This window comes from Psychromonas sp. SR45-3 (genome assembly GCF_014163575.1).
Lineage (GTDB): Bacteria > Pseudomonadota > Gammaproteobacteria > Enterobacterales > Psychromonadaceae > Psychromonas > Psychromonas arctica.
Genome location: NZ_JACJDP010000001.1, coordinates 37,445 through 54,251 on the forward strand (window position 1 = coordinate 37,445; position 16,807 = coordinate 54,251).

The 16,807-nt window shown below is 39.8% G+C and carries 15 protein-coding genes; 4 read left to right on the forward strand and 11 right to left on the reverse strand.

Going from position 1 to position 16,807, the window contains the following annotated elements; translation table 11 throughout:
* Positions 1-185 precede the first annotated feature (185 nt).
* Together H5084_RS00190 and H5084_RS00195 are read left to right on the forward strand one after the other, a co-directional pair.
* Positions 186-437 (forward strand): type II toxin-antitoxin system Phd/YefM family antitoxin, encoded by a 252-nt coding sequence (locus H5084_RS00190; RefSeq protein WP_182689155.1) that lies wholly within the window; start codon positions 186-188, stop codon positions 435-437.
* On the forward strand, positions 427-714 hold the full coding sequence (locus H5084_RS00195) for a type II toxin-antitoxin system RelE/ParE family toxin (protein WP_182689156.1): 288 nt from the start codon (positions 427-429) through the stop codon (positions 712-714). The genes H5084_RS00190 and H5084_RS00195 overlap by 11 nt, the downstream gene beginning before the upstream one ends.
* A 423-nt stretch (positions 715-1,137) precedes the next feature.
* On the opposite strand, the gene xdhC is transcribed toward H5084_RS00195, so the two are convergent.
* The 3 genes from xdhC to xdhA are packed head-to-tail and all read right to left on the reverse strand — an operon-like array spanning position 1,138 to position 5,915.
* Positions 1,138-2,034, reverse strand: a complete 897-nt coding sequence (gene xdhC / locus H5084_RS00200; protein ID WP_409077620.1) for a xanthine dehydrogenase accessory protein XdhC — start codon at positions 2,032-2,034, stop codon at positions 1,138-1,140.
* Entirely contained in the window at positions 2,027-4,405 is a 2,379-nt protein-coding gene (xdhB, locus tag H5084_RS00205; protein ID WP_182689158.1) for a xanthine dehydrogenase molybdopterin binding subunit, read from the reverse strand. Before xdhB ends, xdhC begins: the two co-directional genes overlap by 8 nt.
* On the reverse strand, positions 4,392-5,915 hold the full coding sequence (xdhA, locus tag H5084_RS00210; RefSeq protein ID WP_310735720.1) for a xanthine dehydrogenase small subunit: 1,524 nt from the start codon (positions 5,913-5,915) through the stop codon (positions 4,392-4,394). The genes xdhB and xdhA overlap by 14 nt, the downstream gene beginning before the upstream one ends.
* 218 nt (positions 5,916-6,133) lie before the next feature.
* On the opposite strand from xdhA, the gene H5084_RS00215 reads away from it, so the two are divergent.
* Positions 6,134-7,201 carry a BMP family ABC transporter substrate-binding protein gene (locus H5084_RS00215; RefSeq protein ID WP_182689159.1) on the forward strand — a complete coding sequence of 356 codons (1,068 nt, stop codon included), beginning with the start codon at positions 6,134-6,136 and terminating at the stop codon, positions 7,199-7,201.
* Between the two features lie 128 nt (positions 7,202-7,329).
* On the forward strand, positions 7,330-8,019 hold the full coding sequence (locus H5084_RS00220; RefSeq protein WP_182689160.1) for a TetR/AcrR family transcriptional regulator: 690 nt from the start codon (positions 7,330-7,332) through the stop codon (positions 8,017-8,019).
* Positions 8,020-8,194: 175 nt separating this feature from the next.
* On the opposite strand, the gene H5084_RS00225 is transcribed toward H5084_RS00220, so the two are convergent.
* The 8 genes from H5084_RS00225 to H5084_RS00260 all read right to left on the reverse strand — a co-directional run bounded on the left by H5084_RS00225 (position 8,195) and on the right by H5084_RS00260 (position 16,657).
* The gene (locus tag H5084_RS00225) at positions 8,195-9,571 is read right to left on the reverse strand and encodes a TRAP transporter large permease subunit (protein ID WP_310735723.1); all 1,377 of its coding nucleotides are present in this window, start codon (positions 9,569-9,571) and stop codon (positions 8,195-8,197) included.
* On the reverse strand, positions 9,571-10,137 hold the full coding sequence (locus H5084_RS00230; protein WP_028868562.1) for a TRAP transporter small permease subunit: 567 nt from the start codon (positions 10,135-10,137) through the stop codon (positions 9,571-9,573). Before H5084_RS00230 ends, H5084_RS00225 begins: the two co-directional genes overlap by 1 nt.
* Before the next feature lie 196 nt (positions 10,138-10,333).
* Entirely contained in the window at positions 10,334-11,380 is a 1,047-nt protein-coding gene (locus tag H5084_RS00235) for a TRAP transporter substrate-binding protein (protein ID WP_259396655.1), read from the reverse strand.
* A 177-nt stretch (positions 11,381-11,557) separates the two neighbouring features.
* Positions 11,558-12,538, reverse strand: a complete 981-nt coding sequence (locus H5084_RS00240) for a DMT family transporter (protein ID WP_051369113.1) — start codon at positions 12,536-12,538, stop codon at positions 11,558-11,560.
* An 81-nt stretch (positions 12,539-12,619) separates the two neighbouring features.
* The gene (locus tag H5084_RS00245) at positions 12,620-13,414 is read right to left on the reverse strand and encodes an HAD-IIB family hydrolase (protein WP_028868560.1); all 795 of its coding nucleotides are present in this window, start codon (positions 13,412-13,414) and stop codon (positions 12,620-12,622) included.
* Between the two features lie 54 nt (positions 13,415-13,468).
* Complete coding sequence (locus H5084_RS00250; protein ID WP_182689163.1) at positions 13,469-14,752, reverse strand: TRAP transporter large permease; 1,284 nt, start codon at positions 14,750-14,752, stop codon at positions 13,469-13,471.
* Between the two features lie 8 nt (positions 14,753-14,760).
* On the reverse strand, positions 14,761-15,279 hold the full coding sequence (locus H5084_RS00255; RefSeq protein ID WP_182689164.1) for a TRAP transporter small permease: 519 nt from the start codon (positions 15,277-15,279) through the stop codon (positions 14,761-14,763).
* Positions 15,280-15,634: 355 nt separating this feature from the next.
* Positions 15,635-16,657 carry a C4-dicarboxylate TRAP transporter substrate-binding protein gene (locus tag H5084_RS00260; RefSeq protein WP_182689165.1) on the reverse strand — a complete coding sequence of 341 codons (1,023 nt, stop codon included), beginning with the start codon at positions 16,655-16,657 and terminating at the stop codon, positions 15,635-15,637.
* Positions 16,658-16,807: the final 150 nt, after the last annotated feature.

Here is a 16,807-nt window from a genome sequence, read left to right on the forward strand (position 1 = left end):
AAAACAAACAAGTTTAGCGAGTTAATAAAGACGACATGCCGCAAAGGCGGAATACCAAAGCCTACAATGACCTTAATGGCTCAACGAGCGCAAACGAGTTATAGCAAACATCAAAAACCAGATAGCTATTAATTAAATTTAGGTCTAAAATAAGGTCTTATTTAAACACTTAATTGGTTATTATCATGAGACAAGTTTTAGCTGATTGTTCAGCAAGTATTTCAGAGCTTAAGAAAAATCCTACTGCTTTATTAAATGAGGCTGATGGTTCGGCGATCGCTATCTTAAATCATAATAAACCAACGGCTTATTTAGTTCCTGCAGAAACCTATGAGTTACTTATGGATACGCTAGATGATTATGAGTTAGCTAAAATCGTAGAAGCACGTCGAGCTGACTTATCAACAGCGATTGAAGTAAGTCTAGATGACTTATAAGTTAAAGTTCTTACCTGCGGCTAAAAAAGAGTGGGATAAATTAGCAGAACCGCTTAAAAAACAATTCAAAAAGAAGTTAGCTGAAAGACTGATTAACCCGCACATACCATCAGCGAGGCTAAAAGGTTATGATTCTGTTTATAAAATAAAACTTCGTACCGCGGGCTATCGATTAGCCTACGAAGTAATAGATGATGAAATCGTCATTTATGTTTTAGCGATTGGTAAACGAGATAAAAATGCGATTTATAAAAAATTAGCATCTCGACTTATCTAACAAGTCCAAACTAAAAATCAATACCAAAACTTCCCTTAAACCTTACTTGATGTAGCTACGACAATTCCACCGTTGAGTTTTCCCAACTAATCGACTGCTTTTAGCTAAGCCAAACAGGACGTTTGGCTTAGGCTCGTTGTGGCCATGGATGGCCAGTAAGAGCCGATGCGTTATAAAAGCAGTTGGTTGTTTGGATCAGAAAATGACTCGGTGTCAGTCTCTTTGCTTACTTTCTCTTCTGACCAAGAGAAAGTAAAGGCGCCGCTAGGGCGGAATGCCAAAGCCTACAATTAACCTTAATGACTGGACGAGCGCAGACGAGCTACAACGAATAAAAATTAAATATGCATTCCCAGGCAGAGCGCTGTCTCTTGATCACAAGTCATCAAGAGACAGCGCAGAGCATGGGAACGAGGTAAACCATTAACCAACCTTACTTTTATTACTTTGTAATGCGCTTAACTGCACTAAGTTATTTTGCAATGTTTTCCATTCTTTGCCCTGTTGCTTTGGTGATTGTACTTGCACACTTTGGTATAACTCAACCAACTGCCCTGCTATTGAAATCGCGACTTCCATTGGTAACTTACCTGCGACAGCTTTCAAACCAACGGGGCAGGTCATGGTTTGAACTTGTGCATCGGTGAAGCCTCTTTGCGATAAACGATATTGAAACTTCTTCGCTTTAGTTTCTGAACCAATCACTCCTAACCATAATGAATCGGCACGTTTGATAATGGCTTGCGTTAACGAGAAATCTAATTGATGGTTATGCGTTAAGATTAAAGAAGCCGTGTTTTTTACTGCATTGCTAACTTGATCCACAGGCGCTTCATCAACCACTTTTTGAACGTTGCTTGGTATATGCTCAGGAAATAGATCTGCACGGCTATCAATCCAACGTACGCGTATCGGCAGTTGCCCTAGCATCGGTATCAAGGCTTGCGCTACATGACCTGCGCCATATACATCTAGGTGCATATTGTCGCTAGCAAAGGCTTCAAATAATACTAACACTTGGCCACCACAGCACTGTCCGAGACTAGCCCCGAGTTGAAAGTTTTCAACTTGCTGACAGGTTTCTCCTTGTGTTATCAATTGTCGAGCATGTTTAATCGCTTTAAACTCTAAATGCCCACCACCAATAGTCGCGTAAATATTATTTTCACTCACCACCATTTTAGTGCCACTGGCACGCGGTGTTGAACCTGCCGCGCCTAATAGCGTAATAATGACATAGGTTTCGCTACCCTGTTCAAGTTCAGTGGCAGCTTGTAACCAACTATGTGCATGTAAACCTTGTGTTGAAATATTAAGCATCATCAACTCCTTGTTTGCTTTGTTTACTCTCCTGTTTGTTTTGTTGTTGTAACCAGTCTTGCGCAACTTGTACGGCACCTAAAATACATTCTGCTGTAGCTGGCGTATTTAAGCTCGGAGCAAATTGATAATCAGTGATACTGGCGACGGCATTTCGCAACGCACTCCACACACTGATCCCTAGCATAAACGGAGGCTCGCCTACGGCTTTTGATTTAAATACTGTGGTTGCAGGGTTTTGTGAATCGTAAAGCGTGACATTAAATTCTGCAGGTGTATCACCTATCGCTGGAATTTTATAAGTGGCAGGTGCATTACTGGCCAACTCACCTTTATCATTCCAACTTAAGTCTTCAGTGGTTAACCATCCCATACCTTGAATAAAGCCACCTTCAATCTGTCCGATATCTAATGCGGGATTAATCGAGTTACCCACATCGTGCAAAATATCGACTCGTGTAACTGAGTTTTCACCGGTTAATACATCTATCTCTACTTCGCTCAGTGCAATTCCATAAGCGTAATAAAAGAAAGGATGACCTTCTGCTTTTTCACGGTCGTAATAGATTTCAGGCGTGGCATAAAAGCCCGTGCTAGAAAGTGAAATACGATTTAAATAAGCCAGGTTGATTAATTCAGGAAAACTGATTTGCCCTTTTTCATGGATCAATTGGTTATTCACTAACTGTAAACTGTCCGCATTTACTGCAAAGTGCTCGCTAGCAAAGGCGAACAATCTTTCTTTGATGGTATTCGCTGCGTTTAATGCCGCCATACCGTTTAGGTCGGTCCCACTTGATGCTGCAGTGGGTGAGGTGTTGGGCACTTTATCGGTACGTGTTGCATTGACTAGCACATGTTGCATATCGATGGAAAAAGCCTGTGCCACTATTTGTGCTATTTTGGTATGTAAACCCTGTCCCATTTCCGTACCGCCATGGTTAACATGAACAGAACCATCAGCATAAATAACCACTAGCGCACCGGCTTGGTTTAAATGCTGTACGGTAAAGGAAATACCAAATTTAACTGGCGTTAATGACAACCCTTTTTTAATGATTGGAGAATGTTGATTAAAGCTTTCAATACTGGCTTTACGCGCCCAGTAATCGGCCTCTACTTCCATTTTTGCAATCATATCCTGAAGAATAAATTGCTCTACTTTTTGTTTGTATGGCGTGATATCACGACCAGGCGTATACAGGTTAAGCTTACGAATGTGTAATGGGTCTTTACCTAGGTAGTAAGCAATATCATCAACAATTTGCTCTGCGACAATCATGCCCTGCGGGCCACCAAAACCTCGGAATGCGGTATTACTAACGGTATTAGTTTTGCAACGGTTACCATTAATATGTGCAGCAGGATAATAATAAGCATTGTCAGCGTGAAACAATGCACGGTCTACAATTGCATCTGATAAATCTGCGGAGTAACCGCAGTAACCATTGATATCGATATCAACACCGGTGATCAGCCCATCATCATCAAACCCTACTTGATAGGTGTTGTAAAATGGATGACGTTTGCCCGTTACTTTAAAATCATCGCCTCGTGCTAAACGAATTTTAACACTTTTACCGGTATAAAAAGCGGCCAGTGCAGCTAGACATGCCCAAGGTGCAGCCTGCGTTTCTTTGCCGCCAAAACCACCGCCCATACGACGCATTTCTACGGTGACATAATTAAATGGTTTATTAAGAATTTTTGCGACTAAGTGCTGCACTTCAGAGGGATGTTGGCTTGACGACTCAATAAACATGCCACCATCTTCCGTTGGCGTGGCAGTGCTCACTTGCCCTTCTAAATAAAAATGCTCTTGCCCACCCACGTAGAGTTCACCATTAATTTGGTGCTTGGCGTCATTAATTGCTTGTTTTGGCTCACCTCGATGTAACGCATGTGGAGGGCGCACCCAATGCTGCTCAGCCATTGCTTGTTTAATATCAAGCACAGCCGCTGTCTCTTGATATTCAATTTTCACTTTTCTAGCAGCAGTGCGAGCTATTTGATAACTGCTTGCGACCACCAATAAAATAGGCTGACTATGGTATTCAATTTTATCATCAGCCAGTAAAATATCGCCACTAAATACAGGACCAACATCATTTTTACCCGGTATATCCTTGGCGCTATAAATATCTACTACACCAGAGACTGACAACGCCTCGCGTGTATCGATGGAAACAATATGGCCACAACTAATTGTTGATAACACAGGGTAAGCATGCAAACTGTTTATTGCTTCAGGTTTATCATCAATATAAACGGCCTTACCTGTGACCTGTTTAAGCGCACTTTCATGCGCAAAAGATTGGCCAATCGCATTCTTTGCAAGGCCACTTGGTTTATCTGTTTTAAAGTGCCTCATGATGGATCCTTGTTTGAATGGCGGTATTAACCTGAGTATTTTGTTTTATTTGAATTTTACCCAATGCTTGAAACCAAATACGATCAAATAGATTTTTACTAACTTGAAGACGGTAAGCAGAAGAAGCGCGCACATCAGATAACGGCTGAAAATCGACATCTATTTGTTGTGCAGCATGCTGTAAATTTTCTAGGCTTAAGATTTGCCCATTGAGTGCTTTGGCAACATTTTTAGCCAGTGCAGGTGTTGCAGCCATGCCACCCATTGCACATCTAACATTGTGCATTTTATCGTTATCCAATTGATAACTTAAAACTAAACACACAGCAGAAATATCATCTTCTATGCGTTTCGATATTTTATGGCAACTTAACTGTAATGAAGCGTCACGCTTAGGAATATGGATCGCAACGATCACCTCATCGTCAGCTAATTGTGTTTTGCGGTAATCAACAAAGAAGTCGGCCAATGCAATCACACGTTGTCCACGACAACTCTGTAACTCAATACTGGCATTAAGCGCAATAAATAGTGGCGCAGGATCGCCAATGGGTGAAGCGTTAGCAATACTGCCGCCTAGCGAACCCGCATTTCTTATTTGTAATGATCCTAGGCGCTCAAACAGTTCATGAGATTCTGGATAAATTTCACAAAATCGCTCTAAAAATTCGCTATAAGGTAATGCAGCACCAATATGTAAACCTTGTTGATCTTCATTAAACTGCATTAATTCAGGACAATAACGTACTGAGATAAGTTTATTGTTATAACTAAGGCGCTGACTGAACTCTACCGATAAATCCGTGGCGCCTGCGACAAATTGAGCCTGAGGATGCGATGCTTTTAAGGCACACAACTGTGATAGATTTTGCGGTAAATAGAAATGTTGATCCCCATCTTCTAGCATTGGAATTTGATTTGCTAACAGGGCTTTTTTAAGCGTTTCTGTTAACACCCGAACCTGTTGGCTAAAACGATGATCTTGATGTGAAATATTTTGTGCTGCCTGCTGTGGATAACTAAAGCACTTTTCTGCTGCTTTTAAAATCGGTTGATAACCAGTACAACGACATAAATTACCACCTAGCGCTTGAATAACCGCTTCTTTACCTGGATATTGATTATGGTTCATGTACAAAGCAAACAAACTCATAATAAAACCGGGTGTACAGAAGCCACATTGAGAACCATGGCATTCAACCATGGCACGTTGTACTGGATGTAAATCTTCTAGCTTGGGGTCGACTTTAGTCGTAAGCGCTTCCACCGTGATCAGATGTTTCCCATGTAAGTTGCCCACCAGCATTAAACAAGCATTAATACTTTTGTACTGCCACTGGTCATTAATTAAATCACCAACCACAACCGTACAAGCACCACAGTCTCCTGAAGCACATCCTTCTTTGCTCCCAGCTCTCCCCATATTGGTGCGTAACCAGTCTAAAATGCTCAGACTTGGCGCAAACGATTTCAGTTCAATCATTTCGTTATTAAGTAAAAACTGAATCACGTAAACCTCCCTTTACTAACTGAGCCTTTGTTTATAGGTCCTTAGCATTATTAATTGTAGAACATTAAAAAATTTTAAATGCATTTGACCACTTGGTCAGTTTCTTGCTCTGCATACTATGTACCAACCTTGATTCGTGTTCAAAAAATGGTATTTGATATGGAACGTCATTAAGCAGTTTTTAATGCAAAACAAAAATCGATAGATGGAGAACAAATATGAAAAAGATTTTCAAAATGTTGTGTTTAACTCTGACCTTGGGTTTCTCTGCATTTAGCCATGCAGAAGAACCATTAAAAATAGGGTTTGTTTACGTGAGTTCAACAGGAGAAGCAGGTTGGACCTACACACATGACCAAGCGAGACTTAACCTAGAAAAAGTATACGGCGATAAAATTAAAACGACTTTTATCGAAAATGTAGCTGAAGGTCCCGATGCTGAGCGTGTGATCACACAGCTAGCACAAAGTGGTCATAAATTAATTTTTACCACTTCTTTTGGGTACATGAATCCAACACTTAAAGTAGCTAAACGTTTCCCAAATGTACGTTTTGAACATGCAACGGGTTACAAACGCGCTAAAAATGTCGGCACTTATTTCGACCGTATTTATGAAGCACGATACTTAACCGGTGTTGTTGCAGGTTACATGACAAAATCAAATGTATTGGGTTATATCGGTGCATTCCCTATTCCTGAAGTAGTGCGTGGTATTAATGCATTTACACTAGGTGCTCGTTCAGTAAAACCAGACCTAAAAGTTAAAGTTGTTTGGGTAAATACTTGGTTTGACCCTGCAAAGGAGCGTGAAGCAGCGAACAGTTTGATCGACCAAAAAGCCGATGTAATTACTTTTCATACGGATTCTCCGGCAGCAGTGCAAGCAGCTGAAGATGCAGGCATTTATGCGATTGCTTACCATTCGGATATGAGTGATTACGGTCCAAAAGCACAACTCACTGCAGCCGTACATAACTGGGATAGTTTTTACGTTAAACGTGTTCAATCTATCATGGATGGTACATGGAAATCGGAAGATGTTTGGGAAGGTATTGGTTCAGGTATGACACAAATTGCACCTTTCAATAAAGCTGTTCCACAGGATGTGGTTGATAAAGTAAATGCATTGTCAGCACAAATTGTGAGTGGTGCATTCCACCCATTCACAGGGCCGATCAAGGATCAATCTGGCAAAGAGATTGTTCCTGCTGGCGAAGTGATGAAAGACGGTGATTTATTACGCATGAATTATTATGTTGAAGGCGTTGACGGCAAACTAAAATAGCCCCCACTCTTCTTAGCATCATAATAGATGGGGTTTAGCATTATCTAAATCCCATCATGTTAAGCATCTATTACATTTTTAAATGCGAGAGTTAGCAACGTGACAACCCTACAGAGTGTTTCCTAGTTATGAACAAGACAATTAAAAAATCGACTCAAAAAACAGGACAAAAAAGAGCAATACAAGAGCGAGGAAAATTAGTTGATATACGTAAAGATAATGTAAAACATATTTTAGCGGCCGCTGAAAAAATATTTGCAGAGCGAGGTTATCGAGGCACCACTGTTTTAGCAGTCGCACAGGAAGTAGGTTTACCAAAAGCCAATATTCTTTATTACTTTAAAACCAAAGAAGGTTTGTATAAAGAAGTCATGAGCCAATTATTAAAGCTATGGATGGGCAGCATGAATGAAATGAATGAGCGCTCTCACCCTAGAGATGCCCTGCCGCTTTATATCGCCAATAAAATGCGTCAATCGCAACAACATCCCAATGCATCACGCATTTTTGCTGCAGAAGTATTACATGGTGCGCATTACCTGCGAGCGCCGTTAGAGGCAGAATTAAAAGAACAATATGAACAGACCTGCCAAGTATTCCAAAGTTGGATCGATAAAAAATGGATGGATCCGATGAATCCGCAACATTTACTGTTTATGTTATGGTCCAGTACACAAGCCTATGCAGACCATGGTTTACAAATCAGTATTCTCATGAAAAAAGAACAGCTAGAAGAGCAAGACTTTGAACAAGGCGTGCAATTATTAACACAAGTGATTTTAAAGGGCTGTGGTATTAGTAGTAAAAACAACGATTAATAGTAAAAACAACGAGGGGAAATAAACTGCTCTCTTTACGGCTCAGCAACAAATAATTCCCTCTACAGCTCGACAACAAATAACTCTTTTTACGACTCACAACAAATAAAAAAGCGCTCTTTATAAAAGAACGCTTTAAAGTTGCAGCTAAGTGAATTGCCAGTGACTAGTTTGTTTAACCGTACACTAATTCAGGTAACCAGGTTGCCAATTGCGGGTAATAAGCGAGTAGACCAATTACCACTATTTGAATTGCGATAAAAGGGATCACACCGCGATAAATTTGTGGCGTTGATACCGAATCTGGCGCGACACCACGCAAATAAAACAGTGAGAATCCAAAGGGAGGTGTTAAGAACGACGTTTGTAAATTTAACGCGATCATAATACCTAACCAGATAGGGTCAATGCCCATTGCTAGCAAGATAGGTGCAACAATTGGGATCACAACAAAAGTGATTTCAATAAAGTCTAAAAAGAATCCCAGCAAGAACATCACTAACATCACTAAAAAGACCGCACCAAACACACCACCCGGTAAGTTAGTTAAAAACTCACGCACTAGGTCATCACCACCAAAACCTCTAAATACCAATGAGAAGATAGAAGCACCAATGAGTATCATAAATACCATTGAGGTTACTTCAGTAGTGCTGCGTAACACTTTCTGTAATACAGGAAAGGTAAGTGTATTCTTAAGTTTAGCGAGAATAATCGCTCCAATAGAACCCACAGATGCTGCTTCCGTTGGTGTTGCGATACCGCCGAGAATAGAGCCCAGTACTAATACGATTAAACCAATTGGCGGAATCAATACGGTTAGTACTTGTATCCACAGCTCTCTACTTACCTTACGTTCATCGGCAGGGATAGGGGGTACTTTTTTAGGGGCAATAATAGCAATAGCGATAATATAAATCGCATATAAGCTGACCAATAAAATACCAGGCAGCAAAGCACCTAAAAATAGGTCTCCTACGGTGACACTTTCCGGAGAGAAGATACCTTGGTCTAATTGTGCTTGTTGATAAGAGGAAGAGATCACATCACCCAGTAACACCAATACAATAGAAGGTGGAATGATTTGTCCTAAGGTGCCCGATGCACAAATTACACCCGTTGCAACTTGCGGAGAATAACCACGCTTAAGCATGGTCGGTAATGCTAGCAGGCCCATCGTTACAACCGTTGCACCAACAATCCCAGTACTAGCAGCTAATAACATGCCCACAATCAATACTGATAAGCCGAGACCACCAGGTTTGCCACCAAACACTTGGCCCATGGTATCTAACAGGTCTTCAGCTATTTTGGACTTCTCTAACATCACCCCCATAAATACAAATAGGGGGATCGCTATTAATAAGTCATTGGCTAGAATACCTTGTATACGATTTGGAATAGCTTCTAAAAAAACACTATCAAAGGTATCTGTTGCAAAGCCAACTAGCGCAAATAATAAAGCCGAGCCAGCTAGCGCAAACGCAACCGGATAACCAATCAATAAAATGATGAAGGCAAAAGCAAATAACCATAGAGGAATAAATTCGATCATAGTCCATGCTCCTCTTCAGTTACATCTAATGCCAACACGTGTTGTTCATATCCTTTAATAATTAATATCGCTTTTAAGCTTTCTGCAATGCCTTGAATGATCATTAATACCGGCATTAGTAAAATCGTAGACTTAAACAGGTAACGCGCATCAACTCCGCCCGCTTCCTGCGAACCTTCTAATATTTCCCAAGAGGCTGCCACATATTCCCACGCGATATAGAAGATAAAGACACAGGTTGGCAGTAATAAAAATAGGAAGCCTAATAAGTTAACCCAGGCTTTTTTCTTTGCAGAAGCTGGTCGGTAAAATATATCAACACGGACATGAGCACCTTTGAGCAAGGTGTATCCCATACCTAACATGATCACATAGTTATGAAAGTAACTAATAGATTCTTGCATAAATACAGAGCCAGTATTAAAAGCATAACGCATAACAACAACGGTGAAGGTAATCAGCACAATTGCTAACACAAACCAAGAGACAAAACGACCTAACCAATCACTGAAACGATTAATGTTCCTGATCACGGCTATTAATGAAGGGGATGGTGTATCCATACAAAATTCTCAATCTACAAACTAAAAGAAACGGCGCGGTGTGACTATTAATCTAATGTAATCCAGTACATTACGATTCAATAAAATATCACGGCCGTTATTATGACGTTAAAACAGAAATTAATCCTATTCATAAAGGTATTAATAACACTTTAATGAACAGGATTAACATTGAGAGTAGTGAAATAGGGGCTAACTACTCAGGACTTCTTGCATTTAAGTAAGCTTTTTCTGAAATATCATGCCATTTAATAACTTGATCTCGATAAGCTTTATAAGATGCATAAACTTTTTTGCTCATTTCATCTTTTTGAGCTTCTTCTTCAACCACCTGCTCCGATAACACTTTTAATTCAGCTAACACATCTTTTGGAAAAGGTAATAACTCAATATCGCCTTTACTCATTAACTGTCCAAGAGCCGCATGATTACGAGTTGTGAAATCGGCTAACATATCTGCATTCGCGATTTTTGTTGCATTTAACACAATCGATTGTAGATTTTCAGGTAACCCTTCTAATGCTTTTTTATTGATCAGGATTTCCATTGAAGAACCTGGCTCATGCCATCCTGGGTAGTAATAGTATTTAGCTGCTTTGTTTAAACCAAAAGCTAAATCGTTATAAGGGCCAACCCATTCCGTTGCATCAATAGTACCCGATTGTAAAGCAGGGAAGATTTCACTACCCGGTAGCAATACAGGTGTACCGCCAGCGCGTTTTAACACTTCACCACCTAAACCCGGTATACGCATTTTTAAGCCTTTAACATCGGCTAAACTATCGATACGTTTATTAAACCAACCACCCATCTGCACGCCTGTATTGCCACCCGGCATAGGCACAATACCAAAGGGTTCATAGACTTCATGCCACAGTTCTAAACCACCACCAGTGAAAATCCAGCCATTCATCTCTTGCGCTGTTAGTCCAAAGGGTACCGAAGTAAAAAACTGCCCTGCAGGTACTTTACCTTTCCAATAATAGGCGGCACTGTGGCCTAATTCTGCGGTACCACGAGAGACAGCATCAAACACTTCTAATGCACCCACTAACTCTTTTGCACCATAAACTTTAACTTGAATTCGTCCGTCACTCATATCATTAATGAGTTTCGCTAATTCATTTGCCCCTGTCCCTAAACCTGGAAAGTTTTTTGGCCAAGTTGTTACCATTTTCCACTTATATTCTGCTTTAGCGGCATTGGCCATAAAAGGCGTTAATAACGCCCCTGCCATCGTCATTCCGATCGCTAATTTTGTAATTATTCTTTTTAACGGCATTCTAAACTCCTTGAATGGTAACGATTATTTATAGTGTTATATTTTCCAATGCTTCACTTATCTGTAATAAAGTCTTTAGGATGTTAATGAATTGCTAACAAGTAGCAAATAAATCATCCCTTAAGTATCGATTTATTTTCAACTTTTTGACATACCTCTAGCCTGAGTATTGAATTTAAACAAAACAGCCAGTTTATTGGCTGGTAGCAGCGCGAATAACATGCCTAACAGAGAGCACACTCCGCCTGCGATATGGAACCAAAATATGGATTCATCAAGAAATACAATTGCCAATACAGCCCCAAATAAAGGCATTAAGGTTATCGATAATGACGCACTTTCCGCCCCTAGTCGTAAAACCCCATTAGTCCAAAATATATAGGCAAGAATAGATGGGAACACCCACAAATAAGCAAACAAACTTATGTGTTCAAAAGAAGGTAAATAAAATTTAAAAAATACAGCTTCAATGGCATAAGCGACCATCAAGAAAGGTAGCCCCAACATGATCAAAATATACAGCACATTAATAGACGATAATTTAAGTGATAACTTTTTCAACAACACAGTAAATAATGCCCACACCACCACAGCAGCAACCATCAATAGATCACCCTGACTGAATTTAAGGCTTAATAAATGCAGCAACTGCCCTTTTGTTAAAATCAGTAATACCCCTAATATTGAAATGACCATACCAAGGAATTGCATGAAACGAGGACGATTACCCAAGACGCGCCATGCCATCAATAAAGTGGCAATCGGAATAAGTGTATTAATAAGGGTAATATTTACTACAGTGGTAAAATTAGCCGCCAAATAAAGCAAGCTGTTATAAAATACGATACTTAATATCGCTAGCCCTGTTAACGCCAATAAATGTGGGCGGATCATTGCCCAATTTTTTATCACTCTTGGCAAGCAAAAAGGCGTAAGCAATATAAACACACCGAACCAACGGAATAGATTCATCGCAATAGGCGCAACTTCAGGCATATAACTTCTGGCTAAAATAGCATTAATGGCCCAAAATAAATTGGTCATTAACAAACCTAAAAAAGCCATCCATAAAATACGATTATTATTTGTTGTATTATTACCAGCCGCTCTGTTAATCAATATTTACTCCATAGGGAATGATCTAGCTAATATAAGTGGTGTGAACCTATTAAAGCAACAATCGTAACAGTGAATGTATTGTTAAGCGAAGTTCTTTATCGCTAATAACTGTTTAGTAAACTCAGCAAAACCATAACCACCCGGTTCAGTCATAATGAATTTTGGATGATGTAAAAGCCTTTCCCAGTAATTTTTGATATTAGCGACCCCCACACTTTTAGGTAAAGCCGCGAACATGAATTGATCATTCAAGGAGTCTCCCACATAACAAGCTTGTGCAAGTATCTCAGAGGTTGATAAGCCTTTTTCCTGCAAAAACTGAAATGATGTCGCTTTTTTAGAATGCTCTCCATACCAGCTATTAATATGAATTGAACTCGCCGTTGCATTAGCGCCTAACATTTTAATCTTAGACACGACTTCTTCAATAACAGGCGTAGCAACAGGGTCGCGATTTTGACCAATATCAATCGCGACTTCACATAAACGATAAGACTGATCTAATGTTAAACCTAGGTCAGGGTAATCCGCTAAAATGCTAGTAACTTGCTCTTTTAAGGTGGCTTGATTTTGTGCAATTTGTTGAAGAGGAAGCCCTGACTTAAGGGTTAAATTACCCGCTTCCTTTTCCATAATAAAAGCGCCATTTTCGCCAATCACTGCATCAACCGGCCACAGTTGTGCAATATGATCGCACCAGCCTGCGCAAGCCCCTGTTACTGCAACCACTTTCAGCCCTGCTTGTTGTAACGCGGCCAGTGCTATTAAGGTCTCTGGTGGCAACTGCCCGTGCCAGGTTAATGTATCGTCAACATCTGTTAATACCCACTGCACCTCTTTCCAATCCTTGGTTAAGGTGTTTTTTAATTGCTTCATTGTATTTCCTTAAGCATCTATAACGCTTATCTATTAATGCTTATTTATTCGTGCTTATAACAAGTTAGGTAAGAACATTACTAAACCTTCCGAGTAAGTTAAAATCATTAACACGATTAATAATGCTAATAATAAAGGTGCAACCTCTCGTACAAAGTCGGTCAGTTTTACTTTCAGTATCGAGCAAACCGTAAACATCATGGAACCAAATGGAGGGGTCACACCACCAATCATAATATTAACGATCACAATGATACCGAAGTGCACAGGGTTAACGCCTAGATTAAGCACAGCCGGTAATAACAGCGGAGTTAGGATTATCATTGCAGCACCGCCTTCAATAAACATCCCCACTATCAATAACAGTAAGTTAATCAGCATTAACAGCACTAGCTTGTTATCTGTGACTAAGATTAATGCAGAGGCAACGTTCTGCGGAATTTGTTCCAAGGTCATGTAATAACCAAAGATCATCGCACCGATAATAATGAACATGACACTACTGGTGCCTTGCACTGTCTCTTTAAAAATAGCAGGGAAATGTGTCAGCTTTAACTCGCGATAAACAAATAAACCGATGATTGCACACAGTAAAACTGCGATGGCACCTGCTTCTGTAGGAGTGAATAAACCAAAGCGCATACCTAAAATAATCCCGAAGGGAATCAATAAAGCTGGAATAGCTCTGCCTAAATAATGAAGCCTTTCTTTAGCTGGTGCAGGCTCAGATCTTGATGGGGCATACTTTCTACGTCTCGCTATAATTGCAATCGTCACCATTAATGATAATGCCATCATAAAAGCAGGCACATAACCTGCGATGAACATTTCATGCACTGAAACATTGGCTAGCAAAGCATAAATAATTAAATTAATACCAGGAGGAATAACTGGGCTAATACTCGATGATGCAGCTGTAATCGCAGCGGTAAAGGGTAAGTCGTAACCTCGTTTAGTCATTTCTGGTGCAAGTATTTTCGATTGCATGGCTGCGTCTGCATTCGCAGATCCGGAAATGCCGCCCATTAGCGTACTTAGAGCCACATTCACATGTGCCAAACCACCGGTTTTATGACCGATCAATGAATCCGCCAGAGATAACAAACTACGACTAATGCCGGAATAATTCATTACCGACCCCACCATAATAAAGAAGGGGATCGCTAATAGCGGAAATGAGGAAGCCGATGAGATGAATCGTTGCATCACTAGCGTCACAGGGATCGAGGTATTAATAAATAAAAAATAAACCAGCGAAGAAGCTATTAAAGAAAATGCAATCGGTACATTTAGCAAAAACAGAGAGAACAAAATAATAATAGGAAGATAGATTTCCACTGTGTCACCTATATGTCTGACTGCGACGAGGAAACGTCGCTAGATTGCTTAGTTTGTGCGGATTGCTTAGGTTGCCTAAGCTGCTTAATATCTTTGAAAATAAAATTGACGGTATGAATCGACATCAAAGAGAAACAAAGAAATAGCACACCATTAATAGTGAAGTAGGACATGCCCATCACCGGCGTCACTTTGTTAGACAGCATCATGTAATCGTAACTTAGGTAAGCAAGGATCAAGTTGATAGCCAGTAAGAAAAAGGAAATGACTATATTGAATGGAATTTTTGCTTTTTCAGGCAATAACGCAATGATCACATCTACGCCCATATGTAGCTTATGTTTGTAACAAGAACTAATACCAAAATAAACAGACCAAATAAAGCAAATAACGGCTAATTCTTCACTCCACGGAACAACAAAACCAAAACCATAACGCAGGATGACATTAATAATGACCATCAAAATGGTAATGGAAATAGCAATTGATGCTAAGATTTCTTCAAAATTTTTAAATAAGAAGCCCATGACTTCTCCTACTCGTTAACTCATTGCGGTGCTCGAAAGCAAGCAGCTTAGTAATACATTGTGTTGCTTTAAGCGCACATAAAACAAACTCGCGGCATAACAATATTTAGCTTTTAAAATACATAAATAATACTAGAGACGGGACAACAGTTTACTTAAAAAACACATCAATCATGCTAGAGGCATAAAGCCTATTACGTACTAAAAAAGATGCTGCTTTATCGTTAAAAACAATAAAGCAGCATTATTTTATAACCTTTAACGATAGCAGCGGTAGTGCTTAGCGTTAATCACTCACGTGAATACTTAATGTTAGTCACTAGGTACAAGGTTAAATGTGGTGATACTACTTCGGCTATTTAGCCGCACGAATTTTTTCAAGTTCAGCACCAATCTTGCTGCGAATATCACTGCTCCATGCTGGGAACTGGTTATAAACATCAGCTGTTAATTTGCTGAATTCAGCGCTATCCACTTCGTTAAATTTAACACCTAACTCTTCTAGTTTTTGCGTGTATTCAGCATCCAATTTCACTAACTCGTTAGTATTTGAGATAGCACCAGCTGCTAACTCTTCATTAACAATTTTTTGTTGCTCTGGTGTAAATTTATCCCATAGTTTAGGTGAAATATACAGACCAACAGTCCCTAAGAAATGTTTAGTCAAAGACATGTTTTTAGCGACTTCATACATTTTAGTTGAGTACATTGTTAAAATTGAACCTTCGAGACCATCTACAACACCTTGTTGTACGCCAGCATAGGTTTCAGGGAAAGGCAATGATGCAGGTGCAGCGCCCATTGATGCTAATGTGCTAATAAATAATTGACTACCTGGAACACGAATACGCATACCAGCCATATCAGCAGAGTTTTTAATCTCTTTATTAGTGATCATATGACGGAAACCAAACATGTAATCAGCATTCAGTACTTTGATCCCTTTTGCTTCTACTTGTGCAGTTAAATCGGCCACTAATTGTGTATCCATCATTGCCAGGTATTCATCGTATGAGTTGTATAACATTGGACCTGCTAGAGCAGCAAAGTCCGGCACGTAATCGCCAAGGTAACTTAAATCTTCAACCGCAATCCAATCTGCGCCGTTCACGACTTGCTCGAGATTATCTTTATAAACTGGTAACTGTCCGCCTGGGTAAACTTTAATGTTGATGCCGCCATCGGTACGTTCGCGGATCTTGTCACTCACTTTAATTAGCTCTTGTGTTAGCAGCTCATTTTGAGTGAAAACTAAACTCATGTTGATATCAATTGGTTTAACAGCTTCTGTTGCTGTAGTCGCTGTTTCAGCAGGTTTTTCGCCGCAACCAACAAGTAATGCAGCAGCGGTCATGATGGTTCCAATTACCTTTATCATAAATAATACCTTTATTTGTGAAGTTAAATTTGTGAAGTTACATTTGAGCGCTTCATCAGTTTCTGAAAATAAAAAATGGTTATTTAAGTTGTATGCAATTGTGCTTACAACATAATTCAAATGAACATTTATAGGATCATATTAAAATTG

What these genes read in the sequence shown, in the direction of transcription:
- H5084_RS00235 (WP_259396655.1), bottom strand. Translation starts at nt 11,380, where the DNA reads ATGACGATGGCAGGGGCGTTATTAACGCCTTTTATGGCCAATGCCGCT.
- H5084_RS00220 (WP_182689160.1), top strand. Translation starts at nt 7,330, where the DNA reads ATGAACAAGACAATTAAAAAATCGACTCAAAAAACAGGACAAAAAAGA.
- H5084_RS00215 (WP_182689159.1), top strand. Translation starts at nt 6,134, where the DNA reads ATGAAAAAGATTTTCAAAATGTTGTGTTTAACTCTGACCTTGGGTTTC.
- xdhC (WP_409077620.1), bottom strand. Translation starts at nt 2,034, where the DNA reads ATGCTTAATATTTCAACACAAGGTTTACATGCACATAGTTGGTTACAA.
- H5084_RS00260 (WP_182689165.1), bottom strand. Translation starts at nt 16,657, where the DNA reads ATGATAAAGGTAATTGGAACCATCATGACCGCTGCTGCATTACTTGTT.
- H5084_RS00195 (WP_182689156.1), top strand. Translation starts at nt 427, where the DNA reads ATGACTTATAAGTTAAAGTTCTTACCTGCGGCTAAAAAAGAGTGGGAT.
- H5084_RS00230 (WP_028868562.1), bottom strand. Translation starts at nt 10,137, where the DNA reads ATGGATACACCATCCCCTTCATTAATAGCCGTGATCAGGAACATTAAT.
- H5084_RS00255 (WP_182689164.1), bottom strand. Translation starts at nt 15,279, where the DNA reads ATGGGCTTCTTATTTAAAAATTTTGAAGAAATCTTAGCATCAATTGCT.
- H5084_RS00245 (WP_028868560.1), bottom strand. Translation starts at nt 13,414, where the DNA reads ATGAAGCAATTAAAAAACACCTTAACCAAGGATTGGAAAGAGGTGCAG.
- xdhB (WP_182689158.1), bottom strand. Translation starts at nt 4,405, where the DNA reads ATGAGGCACTTTAAAACAGATAAACCAAGTGGCCTTGCAAAGAATGCG.
- H5084_RS00190 (WP_182689155.1), top strand. Translation starts at nt 186, where the DNA reads ATGAGACAAGTTTTAGCTGATTGTTCAGCAAGTATTTCAGAGCTTAAG.